The following is an 18,947-nucleotide window of genomic DNA, read 5'->3' as shown; positions in this document are numbered from 1 at the left end:
CTGTAATAGACCTAGAAACTGAACACAAAGGAAGTTGCCAGTTCATTAGGAATGTAGGCACAAGGAGAGATGCAATGAGTGAAGCCCACGTTTATCCGGTAAAAGAAAATATTAAATCAACCACACACGCGGATAATGACACTTACCTAGCCATGTACCAGCAATCTGTTTCTGACCCTGAAGGCTTTTGGGGTGAACACGGAAAAATCGTTGATTGGATCAAACCTTTCACACAAGTAAAAAACACCTCTTTCGACCCTGGCCACATTGATATTCGCTGGTTTGAAGATGGCACGCTTAACGTTTCGGCTAACTGTATCGACCGCCACCTTGCTGAGCGCGGTGATGAAGTCGCTATCATCTGGGAAGGCGATGACCCGGCAGACGACAAAACTCTAACTTTTAATGAACTGCACAAAGAAGTGTGCCTGTTTTCGAATGCTCTAAAAGAGCAAGGCGTGCGCAAAGGTGATGTGGTTTGTTTATACATGCCAATGGTGCCAGAAGCGGCAGTAGCCATGCTGGCGTGTACCCGTATCGGGGCGGTTCACACAGTCGTATTTGGTGGTTTCTCACCAGAAGCACTGTCTGGTCGTATTATCGATTCAAACTCTAAAGTCGTTATCACTGCCGATGAAGGCGTGCGTGGCGGCCGTGCGGTGCCACTGAAGAAGAATGTTGATGAAGCGCTGACGAACCCTGAAGTGAAAAACATCGAGAAGGTTGTGGTATTCAAACGCACTGGCGGTGATGTTGCATGGCACGAACACCGCGATGTGTGGTGGCACGATGCTATTGCTAACGTATCTGCAGATTGCCCACCAGAAGAGATGAACGCAGAAGATCCACTATTTATCCTTTATACGTCAGGCTCAACGGGTAAACCTAAGGGTGTTATGCACACCACAGGTGGTTACCTTGTTTATGCAGCAATGACATTCAAATACGTATTCGATTACCAAGAAGGCGAGACTTTCTGGTGTACAGCCGATGTGGGTTGGATTACCGGCCACACATACCTTGTTTACGGGCCGCTTGCTAATGGCGCAAAAACGATTCTGTTTGAAGGCGTGCCAAATTACCCGAACACCAGCCGCATGAGTGAAGTGGTCGATAAGCACCAAGTTAATATTCTTTATACTGCGCCAACGGCTATTCGTGCATTGATGGCGAAAGGAAATGAAGCCGTTGAAGGTACTTCTCGTGACAGCCTAAGAATCATGGGCTCAGTGGGTGAACCTATCAACCCAGAGGCATGGGAGTGGTACTACAAAACAATCGGTAATGAGCAATCTCCAATTGTTGATACATGGTGGCAAACGGAAACGGGCGGTATCTTAATTGCACCGCTACCGGGCGCAACAGACCTGAAACCGGGCTCGGCAACTCGTCCATTCTTCGGTGTGCAACCGGCGTTGGTTGATAACATGGGTAACATCATTGAGGGTGCAACAGACGGCAACCTAGTGATTCTTGACTCTTGGCCAGGCCAAATGCGTACCGTTCATGGCGATCATGACCGCTTCGAACAGACTTACTTCTCGACCTTTAAAGGCATGTACTTTACCAGTGATGGCGCTCGTCGTGATGAAGACGGTTACTACTGGATTACGGGTCGTGTCGATGACGTGCTTAACGTATCAGGTCACCGTATGGGTACTGCTGAGATTGAATCGGCTCTAGTCGCGTTCGATAAGATTGCTGAGGCTGCGATTGTGGGCATCCCTCATGATATTAAAGGCCAAGCGATTTACGCTTACATCACGCTGAATGATGGTGAGTTCCCAACCGCAGAGCTTCATAAAGAAGTGAAAGACTGGGTACGTAAAGAGATTGGCCCAATTGCAACGCCAGATGTACTGCACTGGACCGACTCTCTACCAAAAACTCGTTCGGGTAAAATCATGCGTCGTATCCTGCGTAAAATCGCGACTGGCGATACAGGTAACCTAGGTGATACCTCGACACTGGCCGACCCAAGCGTGGTTGATAAGCTGATTGCCGAGAAAGCAGAGCTGGCATAAGCAACCAGTCACAGCAGCTAATCACTGTTTAAAACAGCACTTTCTAAACCGTCACCTATGTGGCGGTTTTTTTATGGCTGATCTTGATCTCAAATATCCCGCCCCAAATTAAGGCTAAGACGCTTTTTTGTTAAGTTGGTAACAATTCCAAGCGGTATCAATAGGAGATTAGACCAGTAAATTGCTGCGATTTGCGCTGAATTAGCTATAATCTGGTTCTAATTTTTAAATTTGGTTTTTTCTCACTAGAAATTAACCGCAAATTTTCAATAAAATGGCAACATTCACGTTCGTAAACACGATAAAGGAAGATAGCCCCACGATGTCTACAAAGTTTCGCATTCTAGTTTTAAATGGCCCAAACCTTAACCTGTTAGGCCTTAGAGAGCCTGCACACTACGGTTCTCAAACACTTGACCAGATTATTAGCTCACTGACCGAGCAAGCGAAAGCACACGATGTTGAGCTATCTCACTTACAGTCAAATCGTGAGTATGAACTGATTGAAGCTATCCATAGTGCTTATCAAAATGTTGATTTTATTATTATCAACCCAGCAGCCTTTACACATACCAGTGTGGCCCTGCGTGATGCACTACTTGGCGTTGCAATCCCATTTATTGAGGTTCATCTATCGAATGTTCACGCACGTGAACCATTCCGTCACCACTCTTACCTATCTGATAAAGCAGAAGGTGTGATTTGTGGCTTAGGTGCCCAAGGTTATCAATTTGCTTTGACCGCTGCGCTCAGCAAGCTCAACTCAAAGTAAACATAAACAACGAACTATTACTAACCTACTCAGTCATAGAGTAAGTTCAATTAACAGATAAAGAGAAAGAAACAATGGATATTCGCAAAATCAAAAAGCTAATCGAATTGGTTGAAGAGTCTGGTATTTCTGAGCTAGAAATCTCTGAAGGTGAAGAGTCAGTACGAATCAGTCGTAACAGCACTGCACCTGTAGCACCTGTTCAATATGCAGCTGCTCCAGCACCTGTAGCGGCAGCAGCTCCTGCGGCGGCACCTGTAGCAGCAGAAGCAGCGGCTCCTGCAGTTCCAGCTGGTCACCAAGTTCTTTCTCCAATGGTTGGTACTTTCTACGGCGCTCCAAGCCCAGACGCAAAACCATTCGTTAAAGTTGGTCAATCTGTAACTGCTGGCGAAACGCTATGTATCGTTGAAGCAATGAAGATGATGAACCAAATCGAAGCTGATAAATCTGGTGTTGTAACAGCTATCCTAGTTGAAGACGGTCAACCAGTAGAATTCGACCAAGCTCTAGTAATTATCGAATAATAGAGAGCACTCATTATGTTAGATAAATTAGTAATCGCGAACCGTGGTGAGATTGCACTACGTATTCTGCGTGCATGTAAAGAGCTTGGCATTAAAACGGTAGCGGTTCACTCAACTGCTGACCGTGACCTTAAGCACGTACTGCTTGCAGACGAAACCATTTGTATCGGTCCAGCTCGTGGTATCGATAGCTACCTAAACATCCCTCGTATCATCAGCGCAGCTGAAGTTACAGGTGCAGTAGCTGTTCACCCTGGCTACGGCTTCCTATCTGAAAATGCAGACTTCGCAGAACAGGTAGAGCGCAGTGGCTTTATCTTTGTTGGCCCTAAAGCTGAAACCATTCGCATGATGGGTGACAAAGTGTCAGCTATCACGTCAATGAAGAAAGCTGGCGTACCTTGTGTACCAGGTTCTGACGGCCCTCTTGATGACGACGAAGCGAAAAACAAAGCGCACGCTAAGCGCATTGGCTTCCCAGTTATCATCAAGGCATCTGGCGGCGGCGGCGGTCGTGGTATGCGTGTTGTTCGTTCTGAAGCAGAACTAACAGAAGCTATCGCGATGACTCGTGCAGAAGCAAAAGCATGTTTCAACAACGACATGGTTTACATGGAGAAATTCCTAGAAAACCCACGTCACATTGAAGTACAAGTGCTTGCAGATGGCCAAGGTAATGCTATCCACCTAGGTGAGCGTGACTGTTCAATGCAGCGTCGTCACCAGAAAGTTGTGGAAGAAGCGCCAGCTCCAGGTATCACTGAAGAGATGCGTAAGTACATCGGCGAACGCTGTACTCGTGCATGTATTGAGATCGGTTACCGCGGTGCAGGTACATTTGAATTCCTATACGAGAACGGTGAGTTCTACTTCATCGAGATGAACACTCGTATCCAGGTTGAACACACGATTACTGAAATGGTAACGGGTATCGACCTAGTGAAAGAACAGCTACGTATTGCAGCTGGTCAGCCTCTATCATTCACTCAGGATGACATTAAGCTGCGCGGCCACTCAATCGAATGTCGTATCAATGCTGAAGATCCAGTTCGTTTCCTACCTTCACCAGGTAAGATTGAACGTTTCCACGCACCGGGCGGCATGGGCGTACGTTGGGAATCTCACATCTACACTGGTTACACAGTGCCACCACACTACGATTCAATGATTGGTAAGCTGATCACTTACGGTGAGAACCGTGATGTTGCTATCGCTCGTATGAAGAACGCATTGGGTGAAATGATTGTTGAAGGTATTAACGTTAATACCGAGCTTCAACTGTCTATTATGAACGACGAAAACTTCCAACACGGTGGTGCAAACATCCACTACCTTGAGAAGAAACTTGGTTTGTCATAATCCGTTCGTTTAAGAACAGTCAAAATGCTCACTTCGGTGAGCATTTTTGTTTTTAAGCCGCCGAAAAAATCAATCTTTAATCCCCATTATATTCCGTGGGGTTTTGGTGAATTTGCTCATATTTTCTGCTAGACTCGCCATCCAATTTTTCTCATATAGAAGATGCAGCCATGCCTTGGATTCAAATCAAGCTTAATGCTACCAATGAAAATGCCGAACAAATCGGCGACATGTTAATGGAAGAGACTGGTGCTCTTTCTGTAACTTTCCTGGATGCACAAGATACCCCTGTATTTGAGCCTCTGCCGGGCGAAACTCGCCTTTGGGGTGATACTGACATTCTCGCGCTTTACGACGCTGAGACTGATACTGGTGTCGTTCTAGCGCAGATTAAAGCAAGCAACATGTTCCCTGCAGACTTTGCTCATAAAGTAGAGCAAATTGAAGACAAGGATTGGGAACGTGAATGGATGGATAACTTCCACCCAATGAAGTTTGGTGAGCGTTTGTGGATCTGCCCTAGCTGGCGCGATATCCCTGAACCTGACGCTGTAAACGTAATGCTAGACCCAGGCCTTGCATTTGGTACAGGTACTCACCCGACAACGGCATTGTGTCTTGAGTGGCTTGAAGGCTTAGACCTTGCAGGCAAAACCGTGATCGACTTCGGTTGTGGCTCAGGCATCCTAGCGATCGCTGCGATCAAACTAGGCGCGGCAAAAGTTATCGGGATCGACATTGATCCTCAAGCTCTGCTTGCATCAAAAGACAACGCACAACGCAATGGCGTTGCTGAGCAACTAGAGGTGTTCTTGCCACAAGATCAACCGGAAGGTTTGCTAGCAGACGTTGTTGTAGCCAACATTCTTGCAGGTCCATTACGCGACCTTTCTGGCATCATCAAGGGCCTAGTTAAGCCAAATGGTGTACTTGCGATGTCGGGTGTTTTAGATACACAAGCAGAAGATGTTGCGACTTATTATCGTGATGAGCTTCACATTGATCCGATCATCGAACAACAAGAATGGTGTCGAATCTCAGGTCGCAAGCAAGGCTAGACAAGACTTTGGGCGCTAATTGACTGAAATTTAAACAAATTACAAAAACAAATTGTAAATGCTCAAATATTAGTCTTTTCACGCAGCGAAAAAATGCGTAAAATGCGCGCCCTTGCTGGTACAGAACTGTGATGACATTTTTTGAAAATCGGAAATTATCAACTTAAGAACAATCTAATCGTCGCTCCTATGGCTGGCGTAACGGATAGACCATTCCGTGAGTTGTGTCTTCGCTACGGTGCGGGGATGGCAGTCAGTGAAATGATGTCCTCCAATCCGAAAGTTTGGAAAACGTCAAAGTCTCAGCAGCGCATGGTACATGAAGGCGAATCGGGCATTCGTTCAGTACAAATCGCTGGTGCAGATCCACAGCTTATGGCCGAGGCTGCTCAATTTAATGTCGATAACGGTGCGCAAATCATCGATATCAACATGGGTTGTCCAGCCAAAAAAGTGAATAAGAAGCTTGCGGGCTCAGCCTTACTACAGCATCCAGAACTCATTGAAGACATTCTGAAAGCGGTGGTAAATGCTGTCGACGTTCCAGTAACGTTGAAAACGCGCACAGGCTGGGATACAGACAATAGAAACTGTGTCCAAATCGCGAAAATAGCCGAAGACTGCGGCATACAAGCTCTTGCGCTCCATGGAAGAACTCGCGCTTGTATGTACAAAGGTGAGGCAGAATACAAACACATTAAAGCAGCGAAACAAGCAGTATCTATTCCGGTTATCGCTAACGGTGATATCGATAGTCCGGAAAAAGCGAAGTTTGTGCTGGAGTACACCGGCGCTGATGCTTTAATGATAGGTCGACCTGCCCAAGGACGTCCTTGGATTTTTAACGAAATCCTACACTATTTGGAAAACGGCACCACGATGGACCCGCTCCCGATTTCGGAAGTGAAAGACATCATGCTTGGTCATGTGCACGCTCTACATGAATTTTATGGAGAGTTTTTAGGCCCTCGCATCGCTCGTAAGCATGTGGGTTGGTATCTAAAAGAACATGAACAAGCGAGTGAGTTTCGCCGTACCTTCAACGCATTCGAAGCAGGTGATCTGCAGCTTGAAGCGCTAGAAGGTTTTTTTGATAACGTTGCACCATAATTACGAGAAGAGCTAGACCGAATATGTTCGAACAAAATCTGACTTCAGAAGCATTGACAGTAACTACAGTTACATCACAAGACCAAATCACGCAGAAGCCACTACGTGACTCAGTTAAAGCATCATTGAAAAATTACCTTGCTCAATTAAACGGTCAAGAAGTCAGCGAGTTATACGAATTAGTATTAGCTGAAGTTGAACAGCCACTACTAGACACTATCATGCAGTACACTCGCGGTAACCAAACTCGCGCAGCAACCATGATGGGTATTAACCGCGGTACTCTTCGCAAGAAACTTAAAAAATACGGCATGAACTAATCGTTCTTTCGTAATTTATTGAATTGAAAGCCAAGCTCATTGTTGAGTTTGGCTTTTTTTGGCTCGTCGAACCGTGATAGGTGGCTGATTACTCTCCAGTACGACAACAGCGCCCTTTGTCGACATTTGCTGAATCCAAGGCTGCCAGAATAGAACAATGGCTTGCATCGTCGTCTACGTGCCCACAACACGCATCATTAATCTTTTTAAGTGCGGTGCGAATCTTAGTTAACTCGGTAATCTTTTCATCAATCATCTCTAATTTCGCAGAGGTAATCGACTTCACTTCAGCGCAACTGTGCTGCGTGGCCTCGAGTCGAATCTCAAGCAATTCTTTAATCTCGTCCAAACTCAGCCCCAATGCTTTAGATTTGAGAATAAAGGTCACCTGTTTTTGGTTGTTTTCATCATACAGACGATAACCCGACTCACTGCGACTGGCTGGCGCGATCAGGTTATTCTTCTCATAAAATCGCAAGGTATCGGCTGTCACACCGCATCGTTTCGCTAATTCACCGATCTGGAACATGTTTTTTCCTACTGTTTCGTCCATTCCACAATTAACCTTATCGTTACTTTTCAGGCTGAAATGGCACTTTTCATAATTAATTTTGAGATGCCAAACGATTGCGCGAGCTTTTTTGTAATAAATTAGTTAGAATCTGCGCCATCAAATTTGGAGTTGGTTATCTTATAGCTTAATCATAAGACTAACCCAAAAGGTCTTTACCAAAACTGGCCAATATTTTATCTCTTACTGGTATCTAAGATAATCCACGCTAAGAAGATAGAAACAAGTTCTTTTTTGGCAAATATCTTTATTTTAACCCCATGAATTTGAGGAAGATGGAAGCATGAATAACGCTCGTCCAATTCGCCGCGCTCTAATCAGCGTATCAGACAAAACTGGTATCGTTGAATTTGCACAAGCTCTTGCTAACCGTGGTGTAGATATCCTATCTACCGGTGGCACTGCTCGCCTGCTTGCTGAAAAAGGCATCTCTGTTACAGAAGTATCTGACTACACTGGTTTCCCAGAAATGATGGATGGCCGTGTTAAGACTCTGCACCCAAAAGTTCATGGTGGTGTTCTAGGCCGTCGTGGTCAAGATGATGACGTGATGGAAACTCACGGTATCAACCCTATCGATATGGTTGTTGTAAACCTATACCCATTCGCAGAAACCGTTGCTAAAGAAGGTTGTACCCTTGCTGACGCTGTTGAGAACATCGACATCGGCGGTCCAACAATGGTTCGCTCTGCAGCGAAAAACCACAAAGACGTGACTATCGTTGTTAACGCACACGACTACGAGCGTGTTGTCGCTGAAATGGACGCGAACGAGCAATCTCTAACACTAGAGACTCGCTTCGACCTCGCTATCGCAGCATTCGAACACACGGCTTCTTACGACGGCATGATCGCAAACTACTTCGGTACTATGGTTCCTAGCTACGGTGAGAACAAGGAAGGCGACGAAGAGTCTAAATTCCCTCGCACGTTCAACCAACAGTTCGAGAAAAAACAAGACATGCGCTACGGTGAGAACAGCCACCAAGCAGCAGCATTCTACGTTGAAGCAAACCCTGAAGAAGCATCAGTTTCTACAGCTCGCCAAATTCAAGGTAAAGCCCTTTCTTACAACAACATCGCTGACACTGACGCAGCACTTGAGTGTGTAAAAGAGTTCGACCAGCCAGCATGTGTGATCGTTAAGCACGCTAACCCATGTGGTGTTGCACTAGGTGAAGACATCCTAGAAGCCTACGACCGTGCATTCAAAACAGACCCAACATCTGCATTTGGCGGCATCATTGCTTTCAACCGTGAGCTAGACGCTGCAACAGCAACGGCTATCACTGAGCGTCAATTCGTTGAAGTTATCATTGCACCATCAGTTTCTGCTGAAGCAGTAGCAATCGTAGCGGCTAAGAAAAACCTTCGCCTACTTGAGTGTGGTGAGTGGACGACTAAGACAACTGGCTTTGACGTGAAACGCGTTAACGGTGGTTTGCTAGTTCAAGACCGCGACCAAGGCATGGTGTCTGAAAATGACCTTAAAGTGGTTTCTAAGCGCCAACCTACAGCTGAAGAACTAAAAGATGCCCTATTCTGCTGGAAAGTAGCGAAGTACGTTAAATCTAACGCTATCGTTTACTCGAAAGGTGACATGACAATTGGTGTAGGCGCTGGCCAAATGAGCCGCGTTTACTCTGCGAAAATCGCAGGCATCAAAGCTGCAGACGAAGGTCTACAGGTTGAAGGTTGTGTGATGGCATCTGACGCGTTCTTCCCATTCCGTGACGGTATCGACGCGGCAGCAGAAGCTGGCATCAAGTGTGTTATCCAACCAGGCGGCTCTATGCGTGATGACGAAGTTATCGCAGCGGCAGACGAACACGGCATGGCGATGATCTTTACGGGCATGCGTCACTTCCGCCACTAATATTTAGTTCATCTAAACAATTAGTAGCTATCGAGCCTCTCAATTTTGAGGGGCTTTTAAGAATTAAAGACTTAAGGATTGAAACATGAACGTATTAATCATCGGTGCTGGCGGTAGAGAACATGCTTTGGGTTGGAAAGCGGCACAAAACCCAAACGTTGAAACAGTATTCATCGCTCCAGGTAACGCAGGTACTGCACTTGAGCCTAAACTTGAGAACGTAAACATCGGCGTTGAAGACATCGCTGGTTTAGTGGCGTTTGCTCAAGAGAAAAAAATCGAACTGACTATCGTTGGCCCTGAAGCGCCATTAGTTATTGGTGTGGTTGACGCATTCCGCGAAGTAGGTCTTCCTATCTTTGGTCCAACTCAAGCAGCAGCACAGCTTGAAGGTTCGAAAGCATTCACTAAAGATTTCCTAGCTCGTCATGACATCCCAACGGGTTACTACGCAAACTTCACTGAGATTGAGCCAGCTATCGCTTACGTACGTGAGCAAGGCGCTCCAATCGTAGTAAAAGCTGACGGTCTTGCGGCGGGTAAAGGCGTTATCGTTGCGATGACCCTTGAAGAAGCTGAAGACGCAATCAAAGACATGCTAGCGGGCAACGCATTTGGCGAAGCTGGCAGCCGCGTGGTTATCGAAGAGTTCCTTGAAGGCGAAGAAGCAAGCTTCATCGTAATGGTTGACGGTTCTAGCGTTCTTCCTATGGCCACCAGCCAAGATCACAAACGTGTTGGCGACAAAGACACTGGTCCTAATACTGGCGGCATGGGTGCTTACTCTCCAGCTCCAGTTGTGACGCCTGAAATCCACAACCGTATCCTTGAAGAGGTTATCTACCCAACGGTACGTGGTATGGATGCAGAAGGCGCACCTTACACAGGTTTCCTTTACGCTGGCCTAATGATCGATGCTGACGGCACACCTAAGGTTATCGAATACAACTGCCGCTTCGGCGATCCAGAGACGCAACCTATCATGATGCGTATGGAGTCAGACCTTGTTGAGCTTTGCCTAATGGCTATCGACGAGAAACTAGACGAAGCAGAATCGAAGTGGGATCCACGCGCTTCAATCGGTGTTGTTCTTGCGGCTGGCGGTTACCCTGCTGACTACGCAAAAGGTGACGTAATTTCACTACCAACAAGCGAAGTTGAAGGCCAAAAGGTTTTCCACGCGGGTACGACAAATAACGAAGCTGGCGATGTGGTGACAAACGGTGGCCGCGTACTTTGTGCAACGGCACTGGGTAACACGGTTTCTGAAGCTCAAGAGCGTGCTTACGCGTTGACGAAGCAAGTTAGCTGGAATGGTATGTTCCACCGCAATGACATTGGTTACCGTGCGATTGCGCGCGAGCAAGAGCAGTAATCAATATTGTTACTCGCTTACTTTCCATAACAGTAAGCAAATGACAGCAAGCGAATAACAGCAAAAGGCGCCTCGATAGGCGCCTTTTTTATTACTCAATCTTTCTAAGAATCCGCGTCTGTACAGACAAATCAGTACTTGGCCTACAGTAGGCCAAACACTCTCAATCCTCTGATTACTCGCTATTCTTTCAACAATGATGGCCTAACGACACAATCATGGCTGTCTTCAGCCAGCATCAGTAACTCTTCCACACTCATCTTACCCAGTGAATCACTGCCAAGAAACGCCGCATAGCTTTCCACTGATGCTAATCGGTCGATCACGAAGCTTGGTAAGGTCTGGTTAAATTCAATGCGATCAAATTCACCACCAGCGCACGTCTTAAAAGAGCTGCCATCCCAGTAACCCTGAACCAGTCTGAGCCCTTCGTCATTCTGCTTCATCGTAGTCTCTAGAACCGACTTAGCTTCTTTCTGGTAGTTTTCGAGTTGCTTGGATTGGATAGGTAAGATTTTGCTATCAATGCGGTACTGTTGATACACAGCTTCGCCTGACTTATTGAAACGCACATGGACACGATAAGGAACCAGCTCATTAGAAGAGTTACGCTGCTCGCCTTCACGAATGAATTCTCGAAGCACGCCTTCTGACCAAGCATAGTCAGTTTGGTACCAGCCGTAATCGCCGACAGTAACGTAGTCAGCTGAAGTATGAGGTTGTGTTAGCTTGTTTGTAACCCAGTAGAAACTTGTCGCGTCGCCCATGACTTGGCCGCCGGTGTGAGTCTCAAATTGCTCTAGGTTTTTGCGAGGGCTTGTTGAAGAACAGCCAATAAGAAATGTAGATAATAGTGAAACGAGAAGAAATGCTTTTTTCATAAAAACCTGTACCGAGGTGGAATACGACTACCTCGGTACAGTTTAGATTATTTCACTGAATCTTTCAGCGCTTTACCTGCAACAAATGCTGGAACATTTGCAGCAGCGATTTGGATCTCATCACCAGTTTTTGGGTTACGACCAGTGCGAGCTGCACGGTGGTTTACTTTAAAAGTACCAAAACCAATTAGCTGAACTTGATCGCCATCTTTAAGAGCATCTGTAACACCGCCAAGAGTCGCTTCTAGAGCAGCTTTAGCTTGTGCTTTAGAAAGGTCCGCTTTTTCAGCAATAAAGTCGATTAATTGAGTCTTGTTCATTTTAGGTTTCCCTTCTTTGTATTTTTGAATTCAATTCACTCTAAAACATAAATGCCCCATCTGGCAAAGGTTTGTCGTCGATCTTTAGCTCTAATGCCGTAGTTTTAGCCATAATATGAGTAATAACTCACAATTTGTTACTGATTTTATTAAGCAAGCCCTTGTTTAAAAGGGGCTGAGAGCAAAATTAATGATGACCTAGCCACTACTTTTTCACTATAATCCACGCTGAATCGCTGCTAAAGCGTACAATTTAATTTAAGGGCAAACATGCTGCTGCTAACTATTTACGTCTCCATTGCTATTGGAGTCTCTTTCATTTGTTCTGTTTTGGAAGCTGTACTTTTGAGTATTAGTCCGAGCTACATTGCTCAACTAAAACAAAATGGGCACCCTGCAGCAGAGTCTTTAGACAAACTGAAAACAGATATTGACCGCCCGCTTGCGTCAATTTTAACGCTCAACACCATCGCGCATACTATCGGTGCTGCGACAGCAGGTGCACAAGCGGCTGTCGTTTTTGGTAGCCAATGGTTAGGTGTCTTCTCTGCCGTACTAACGCTGGGTATCTTGGTATTGTCTGAGATTGTTCCAAAGACCATTGGTGCAACCTACTGGCGTCAACTTGCTCCTGCTTCGGCAAGCGTGCTTCGTTGGATGGTGTTCTTCCTAACACCGTTTGTCTGGTTCTCAGAACAGATCACCAAACGTCTTGCTCGTGGCCACCAGGCACCAAAAATGCGTGATGAGTTATCTGCAATGGCGATTTTGGCAAAAGAGAGCGGTGAATTTGCAGAAGGCGAGTCAAAAATCCTGAGTAACCTACTGGGTATTCAAGATGTACCCGTGACTCAGGTAATGACGCCGCGCCCAGTGGTATTCCGTGTTGATGCAGAAATGAGTGTGAATACGTTCCTAGAACAACATAAAGACACGCCGTTCTCACGTCCGCTGGTTTACAGCGAGCAGAGTGACAACATCATCGGTTTTGTTCACCGCCTAGAGCTGTTTAGATTGCAGCAAGCCGGTTGTGGTGAAAAAGCTCTGGGTGAGGTAATGCGCCCTATCCACGTGTTGCTGAACAACATGGGCTTGGCTAAGGCCTTTGACCAGATGATGGCAAACCGCCTGCAACTGTCTTTAGTTGTGGACGAATACGGCACTATTCAGGGCATCATCACCCTAGAAGACATCTTTGAGCACCTAGTAGGCGAAGAGATTGTCGATGAAGCGGATAAGACGACTGACATGCAAGAACTGGCGTTCCAACGCTGGGAAAAGTGGAAAGAGACACACGGCGTTATCGAAAACCGCGATGACGAGGACGAGCTAGAGGAAGCAACTCCAGCAGACAACGACTCTTCAGATGCAAAATCAACGGATGACGACGACGCCTCAAAAGATAAGGCATCAAAAGACAAAGCGCAGAACGAAGACAAAAAAGACGCTTAATCTAAATTTGATACCGTCAGATACAACAAAGGCTCCCTAGGGAGCCTTTATTTTTATTCGTACCTTGGTGCGTTAGCGAATTATAGCGCAACACCAATGTTACTGACTGGGTCTTCACGCAGTTCGTGGCGTAGGTCTTTGATCAACTCTAAGTCACGCTCAGTCGTTTCACGTAGAGGTCGGAAAATGGCCCACTGAACGTCCCACTCTTCACATACCGCTTCGTTTTCTTTCTGGTTTTCGTTCGTCACTTCTTCAGCGCCTTGAGCAAACTCAAGCTCAGCAACCGTCTTCACCGATTGTTGACTCACTTTAATTACCGCTTCCAACATATGTTCACGGTCAAGCAAACCATGAATTAGCGTTGCTAGGCCTTGGCATGCGTCCATTGCTGGGTAAACACCATAAAAATCAAAATCATCACCGCTAGGGAATAGCTCTTCAACCTTCTCAAGTTGACGCTCAAAGTTCACCTTTGCTGTTTTAACCGTCAGGATTTCCCAAATGCTATCCAAAACATCACGATAGATTCGAGCTTCCGCAAATTCTGTATTCTCACAAAACATGGCATAGTTAGGGTACATACGCTCACATAGACACGCCATAAAGGTAATTTGTTGCCAAGGTTCTAACTTTTCTAGACGAACCTGCAGTGGATTCTGAAGCATAGTCACTCAATAATTGCAGAAAAAGACAGCGAAAGTGTACTTGATAAACCCTGGGGGGAAAAGGTAAGCCGATGAACAATTTTACGAATAAGCTCTATATTCTTACTGAGCATGACGATACCTATACGCAACTGATTCTAAACCAGGATTTACCCGACCTAGAAATCACTCAAAACCCCGAATCAGCACAGATTGTCTTGGCGTCACCACCTCTAATCGCAGAGCGCCTCGGCGAGTTTAAAGAGCTAGACTGGGTACAGAGTACCTATGCCGGAATCAATAAACTCACTCAGCCAGATCTGCGTCAGGACTATACGCTAACCAACGTTAAAGGCATCTTTGGCCCGGCTATCGCAGAATACGTATTGGGTTACACAATCAGTCACTGTAGACACTTCCCTCATTACCACCAGCATCAACAACAACGAAACTGGCAGCCACAGCTTTATACTAGCCTAACTGACAAAACTATGGTGATTTTAGGAACAGGTTCAATCGGCAGTCATTTGGCAAAAACCGCGGCGGCTTTTGGCATTCATACCATTGGTGTCAACCGTACCGGCATCCCATCCAAACAAGAAACCTTTAAAGAGACCTTCCACATCAATGAGATAGAGGCTGCACTCAAGCAGGCCGATATTGTGGTCAACACCTTGCCATCAACCGCTGAAACCTATCAGCTGTTGAACCAAACCACGTTAGGTTACTGCTCTAATGTGTTGCTGTTTAATGTCGGTCGAGGGGAAAGCATCGACAATAAAGCCTTGTTGCTCGCCATAAAAAACAGATGGGTAGAACACGCATTTTTAGATGTGTTTGAAAGTGAGCCCCTCTCTCAGGAACACCCTTTATGGAAGCTACCACAAGTCACCATCACCCCACACATCGCTGCACTCAGTGAGCCAAGACAAGTCGTCGAGATCTTCGCAGAGAATTACAAACAGTGGCGAGATGGCTTTACGCTTAATCATGTCATCGATTTTGACAAAGGTTACTGATGTCCTCTTCGTTACTTAAAGAGATTCGACAATGCCGAGCTTGTGAGCCTCACCTATCACACGGTGCCAACCCGGTGATTCAAGCGCATCCAAACGCACGCTTGCTGATCATAGGTCAAGCGCCGGGTATCAAGGTGCATGAGTCGTCGATCCCTTGGAATGACGCTAGTGGCGAACGATTAAGAGGATGGTTAGGGATAGATAGCGATACTTTTTACGACGAGCAAAAAGTCGCGATTGTGCCTATGGGGTTTTGTTATCCGGGGAAAGGGAAAAGTGGTGATCTTCCACCACGCAAAGAGTGCGCGGAGCTTTGGCACAACAAAGTGCTGCAATCTCTACCCAATATTCAAATGACACTGCTGATTGGCCAGTACGCACAAAACCATTACCTAACAAACAAAGCCACCAGCACATTGACCGAAACCGTGCGTGATTGGCAAAGGTGGGCGCCTGAGTTTTTGCCTCTACCTCACCCTTCGCCACGCAATAATATCTGGCTCAAGAAGAACCCTTGGTTTGAAAATGAAGTCATTCCTTATATCAGGAAACACATCTCAGAGCATTTGGCCTACCATGATCCAAATACCTAATTAACTGCACACAATAAGATTGAACTGCTATCAAATGCCAATTTCAGGCAATAAAAAAGCGCCGTTGGTTTCCCAACAGCGCTTTCAATCATCTTACTCAGAATTACTTGTGGTAAGGCTTAGACAATTCGTGAACAGCGTCAACGAATACACCAGCGTTCTCTGGAGGTACATCTAAGTGGATACCGTGGCCTAGGTTAAATACATGACCTGTACCACCGTCGCCGAAGCCTTCAAGGATGCTGCCCACTTCTTCGCGAATACGTTCAGGCTGAGCGTACAGCATTGAAGGATCCATGTTACCTTGCAGAGCAACTTTGTCGCCGATGCGAGCTTTTGCATCTGCGATGTTGATTGTCCAGTCTAGACCAACCGCATCACAACCTGTTGCTGCGATAGACTCAAGCCACATGCCACCGTTCTTAGTGAACAGAGTAACCGGTACTCGACGACCTTCGTTTTCACGGATTAGGCCATCAACGATTTTGTGCATGTATTGCAGTGAGAATAGGTTGTAGTCGCGAGGAGTCAGTACACCACCCCATGTATCAAATACCATTACCGATTGAGCACCCGCTTTAATTTGCGCGTTCAGGTATTCGATAACACTGTCAGCCAGCTTGTCTAGAAGCAGGTGCAGCGTTTGTGGTTCTGCGTACATCATCTTCTTGATCTTAGTGAATGCTTTAGAGCTTCCACCTTCAACCATGTATGTCGCTAGAGTCCATGGGCTACCAGAGAAACCAATCAGTGGCACTTCGCCGTTCAGGTCTTTACGGATCTGACGAACGGCATTCATTACGTATTGAAGCTCACCTTCTGGATCAGGTAGGCCAATCTTCTCTACGTCAGCTTTACACGTGATAGGACGCTCAAACTTAGGACCTTCACCTGTTTCAAAGTACAAACCTAAGCCCATTGCATCAGGGATAGTTAGGATGTCTGAGAACAAGATTGCCGCATCAAGCGGGAAACGACGTAAAGGTTGAAGTGTTACTTCTGATGCCAGTTCCGCGTTTTTGCACAAAGACATGAAATCGCCCGCTTCAGCGCGCGTTGCTTTGTATTCAGGAAGATAGCGGCCAGCTTGGCGCATCATCCATACCGGTGTGTAATCAACAGGCTGTTTTAAAAGTGCGCGTAAATAGCGATCGTTTTTTAATTCGGTCATTCCGTTAAATTCCAATTCAATCTTGTCTAGTTTTGATGGCAAGTATTCTAACACTGATTGAAGGGTAAAAGCTGTGTGCTTTGCAACCTAGATCAAGTTATTAACTTTTAAATCAATGCTTAATTTGCACCCAATTACGGGAGCATGTTAAAAATTTGTTCGCTAGCGAAAATTACAATTATAACATCTGAGTAGTCACTACTCAGCATCTCATAACGACATCTTACTTACCCCCTCCACTTGTGGAGGGTTTTTTTTAGCTTTTGACCACCCATAGGCCAAATACTATCACAGGAAAATTAGTGCTCTAGCATCTGCTCCGTCACACCATCTTTCATCACGTCATCAACGGTTTTCTCAATCAACTGTCTCGCAATGGTTCCAACAGGAGCAACATCAGGTAGGCTTGTTACGTCAAACCATTGAGCATCCGATAGCTCGCTGTAATCAGGCTTAAGCGTACCACCAGCATAATCTGCGAGAAAGCCCATCATCATACTCGATGGAAACGCCCATGGCTGGCTGCCAAAATAACGAATATTATCGACATCGATACCCGTTTCTTCTTTGACTTCTCTTGCCACACACTGCTCTAAGGTCTCTCCAACCTCTAGGAAGCCCGCTATCACGGTATACATGCCTGTTTTATGTCTTGGGTGCTGCGCAAGCAATATCTTGTTGTCGTTTCGCACAGCGACAATGATGCACGGGAATATACGAGGATAATGAAGTGTGCGGCAATCTCCACACTGCATCGCCACCTGGTTATGGTTGAGATGATTTCGACCACCACACTGAGGGCAAAAACGCATACTTTGAGTCATATGCCCATATTGGATGGCTTTGCTTGCAGTCAAGAAACTCGCTTCAGGCCAGTGCAGTAACTCTCTTAGGCTAACCATGCTCAGCTCATTCTCCACATCACAATCGTTGAGCCAATACACCTTGCGACCTTGATGCTGACCAATACAGATTGCATGCTCCACACTCAGCCCTAGCTCTTCAGCAGAGCCAAACGGAAACTGATCATTATTAACCCAAATATCACTACCAGAAACGACGCACCAATAAGCTTGCTCTGTCATTTTGTTATCACTTTTTTTTAACATCCCTATGCCTCATTGCTTGCAGTTCGTTCATTTTACTGGCAATCTAATTTCATACTAGAGTTGTAGCAGAGAATATTTCAAGCTATTACTTTTAGTAGCTACCAATAAAACGGACCCTGCTTAGGCAATTACTTGATCACAAGGTTGTGATCAGATCATGAGGACATGGTCATGCTAAATAAATTCAAACAAATACAAGAACAATGGGGTGGCTCTAATGAGGTCATCGATCATTGGCTCGAAACTCGACAGTCTCTAATCGTTGAGTATTGTAAGCTAGGTGCCTTGCAGCCAGCTAGCAACGGGCAATCAAACGTTGTTGAACTCCCTTCTCCTAAAGAAATAAGCTCATTCTGCGATCATGTTGTCGATTATATCTCAGAGGGTCATTTTAAGATCTACGATATGGTCATGAAAAAATGGCAAGCAACAGGCTTTAAAACCAATGACGAGATTGATACAACTTACGCGAAGATCGTACTTACAACCGAGCCGCTTCTAGAGTTCAATGATAAGTACGTTAAAGTAAATGCAGACGATGAGTTGCCTAACTTCGAAGGAGATATGTCAAAAGTAGGTGAACTACTCGAAGTACGTTTTGAAGTAGAAGATAATCTTATCCAGCTTATTGCAGACAGTTTAGCGATTCCACCTGGCGCTTAGTTAGCCGAATCCTTAATAAGCTTGCCTCTGTGCAAGCTTTTTGTTTTGTCTGTAAGCTTATCCAAACTACCCAGAACCTTTCAGACAGAGCTTACTCGCT

At 45.8% G+C, this 18,947-nt stretch carries 19 protein-coding genes; 13 read left to right on the top strand and 6 right to left on the bottom strand.

Features of this window, described 5'->3' with window-relative positions; all coding sequences use genetic code 11:
* Positions 1 to 74: 74 nt before the first annotated feature.
* The 7 genes from acs (at position 75) to fis (ending at position 7,170) form a co-directional block, all read left to right on the top strand.
* Positions 75 to 2,024, top strand: coding sequence for an acetate--CoA ligase (gene acs / locus MSG38_RS19050; RefSeq protein ID WP_009844693.1), 1,950 nt, complete (start codon positions 75 to 77; stop codon positions 2,022 to 2,024).
* 322 nt (positions 2,025 to 2,346) lie between these two features.
* Positions 2,347 to 2,796, top strand: a complete 450-nt coding sequence (gene aroQ, locus MSG38_RS19045) for a type II 3-dehydroquinate dehydratase (RefSeq protein ID WP_010435475.1) — start codon at positions 2,347 to 2,349, stop codon at positions 2,794 to 2,796.
* 74 nt (positions 2,797 to 2,870) lie between these two features.
* Positions 2,871 to 3,323: an acetyl-CoA carboxylase biotin carboxyl carrier protein gene (gene accB, locus MSG38_RS19040; protein WP_017062707.1), complete on the top strand. Its 453-nt coding sequence runs from the start codon at positions 2,871 to 2,873 to the stop codon at positions 3,321 to 3,323.
* Between the two features lie 15 nt (positions 3,324 to 3,338).
* The gene (gene accC, locus MSG38_RS19035; RefSeq protein WP_017062706.1) at positions 3,339 to 4,682 is read left to right on the top strand and encodes an acetyl-CoA carboxylase biotin carboxylase subunit; all 1,344 of its coding nucleotides are present in this window, start codon (positions 3,339 to 3,341) and stop codon (positions 4,680 to 4,682) included.
* A 170-nt stretch (positions 4,683 to 4,852) separates the two neighbouring features.
* A complete protein-coding gene (gene prmA / locus MSG38_RS19030) occupies positions 4,853 to 5,740 on the top strand; it encodes a 50S ribosomal protein L11 methyltransferase (RefSeq protein WP_017055901.1) in 888 nt (295 codons plus the stop codon).
* 141 nt (positions 5,741 to 5,881) lie between these two features.
* Entirely contained in the window at positions 5,882 to 6,850 is a 969-nt protein-coding gene (dusB, locus tag MSG38_RS19025; protein ID WP_032546269.1) for a tRNA dihydrouridine synthase DusB, read from the top strand.
* 23 nt (positions 6,851 to 6,873) lie between these two features.
* Complete coding sequence (gene fis / locus MSG38_RS19020; RefSeq protein ID WP_004729744.1) at positions 6,874 to 7,170, top strand: DNA-binding transcriptional regulator Fis; 297 nt, start codon at positions 6,874 to 6,876, stop codon at positions 7,168 to 7,170.
* A gap of 88 nt (positions 7,171 to 7,258) precedes the next feature.
* Here fis and zntR read toward each other — a convergent pair whose 3' ends face one another.
* Complete coding sequence (zntR, locus tag MSG38_RS19015; RefSeq protein ID WP_048612394.1) at positions 7,259 to 7,699, bottom strand: Zn(2+)-responsive transcriptional regulator; 441 nt, start codon at positions 7,697 to 7,699, stop codon at positions 7,259 to 7,261.
* A gap of 325 nt (positions 7,700 to 8,024) precedes the next feature.
* On the opposite strand from zntR, the gene purH reads away from it, so the two are divergent.
* Both purH and purD read left to right on the top strand, forming a co-directional pair.
* Positions 8,025 to 9,617, top strand: a complete 1,593-nt coding sequence (gene purH / locus MSG38_RS19010; RefSeq protein ID WP_248402410.1) for a bifunctional phosphoribosylaminoimidazolecarboxamide formyltransferase/IMP cyclohydrolase — start codon at positions 8,025 to 8,027, stop codon at positions 9,615 to 9,617.
* 85 nt (positions 9,618 to 9,702) lie between these two features.
* Positions 9,703 to 10,992 carry a phosphoribosylamine--glycine ligase gene (gene purD / locus MSG38_RS19005; RefSeq protein WP_048612396.1) on the top strand — a complete coding sequence of 430 codons (1,290 nt, stop codon included), beginning with the start codon at positions 9,703 to 9,705 and terminating at the stop codon, positions 10,990 to 10,992.
* A gap of 182 nt (positions 10,993 to 11,174) precedes the next feature.
* Here purD and MSG38_RS19000 read toward each other — a convergent pair whose 3' ends face one another.
* Together MSG38_RS19000 and hupA are read right to left on the bottom strand one after the other, a co-directional pair.
* Positions 11,175 to 11,873, bottom strand: coding sequence for a DUF1481 domain-containing protein (locus MSG38_RS19000; protein WP_248402409.1), 699 nt, complete (start codon positions 11,871 to 11,873; stop codon positions 11,175 to 11,177).
* A 47-nt stretch (positions 11,874 to 11,920) separates the two neighbouring features.
* Positions 11,921 to 12,193, bottom strand: a complete 273-nt coding sequence (gene hupA, locus MSG38_RS18995) for a nucleoid-associated protein HU-alpha (protein WP_004729753.1) — start codon at positions 12,191 to 12,193, stop codon at positions 11,921 to 11,923.
* A 270-nt stretch (positions 12,194 to 12,463) separates the two neighbouring features.
* On the opposite strand from hupA, the gene MSG38_RS18990 reads away from it, so the two are divergent.
* Complete coding sequence (locus MSG38_RS18990) at positions 12,464 to 13,645, top strand: hemolysin family protein (RefSeq protein WP_048614994.1); 1,182 nt, start codon at positions 12,464 to 12,466, stop codon at positions 13,643 to 13,645.
* Between the two features lie 80 nt (positions 13,646 to 13,725).
* On the opposite strand, the gene MSG38_RS18985 is transcribed toward MSG38_RS18990, so the two are convergent.
* Positions 13,726 to 14,313, bottom strand: coding sequence for a DUF416 family protein (locus MSG38_RS18985; RefSeq protein WP_017062699.1), 588 nt, complete (start codon positions 14,311 to 14,313; stop codon positions 13,726 to 13,728).
* 71 nt (positions 14,314 to 14,384) lie between these two features.
* Between MSG38_RS18985 and MSG38_RS18980 the strand changes: the two genes are divergently transcribed.
* Together MSG38_RS18980 and MSG38_RS18975 are read left to right on the top strand one after the other, a co-directional pair.
* A complete protein-coding gene (locus MSG38_RS18980) occupies positions 14,385 to 15,311 on the top strand; it encodes a D-2-hydroxyacid dehydrogenase (RefSeq protein ID WP_248402408.1) in 927 nt (308 codons plus the stop codon).
* Positions 15,311 to 15,904 (top strand): uracil-DNA glycosylase family protein, encoded by a 594-nt coding sequence (locus MSG38_RS18975; RefSeq protein ID WP_050649600.1) that lies wholly within the window; start codon positions 15,311 to 15,313, stop codon positions 15,902 to 15,904. The genes MSG38_RS18980 and MSG38_RS18975 overlap by 1 nt, the downstream gene beginning before the upstream one ends.
* Positions 15,905 to 16,007: 103 nt before the next feature.
* Here MSG38_RS18975 and hemE read toward each other — a convergent pair whose 3' ends face one another.
* Positions 16,008 to 17,075, bottom strand: coding sequence for a uroporphyrinogen decarboxylase (gene hemE, locus MSG38_RS18970; RefSeq protein WP_059021917.1), 1,068 nt, complete (start codon positions 17,073 to 17,075; stop codon positions 16,008 to 16,010).
* Positions 17,076 to 17,374: 299 nt separating this feature from the next.
* Positions 17,375 to 18,184, bottom strand: coding sequence for an NAD(+) diphosphatase (gene nudC, locus MSG38_RS18965; RefSeq protein ID WP_050642895.1), 810 nt, complete (start codon positions 18,182 to 18,184; stop codon positions 17,375 to 17,377).
* A gap of 165 nt (positions 18,185 to 18,349) precedes the next feature.
* Between nudC and MSG38_RS18960 the strand changes: the two genes are divergently transcribed.
* Entirely contained in the window at positions 18,350 to 18,847 is a 498-nt protein-coding gene (locus MSG38_RS18960) for an Rsd/AlgQ family anti-sigma factor (RefSeq protein ID WP_017096512.1), read from the top strand.
* Positions 18,848 to 18,947: the final 100 nt, after the last annotated feature.

Source organism: Vibrio sp. 1CM24A (assembly GCF_023161725.1).
In the GTDB taxonomy this organism is placed as follows: Bacteria; Pseudomonadota; Gammaproteobacteria; order Enterobacterales; family Vibrionaceae; genus Vibrio; species Vibrio coralliirubri.
This window is presented reverse-complemented; position numbering and strand designations above follow the sequence as displayed.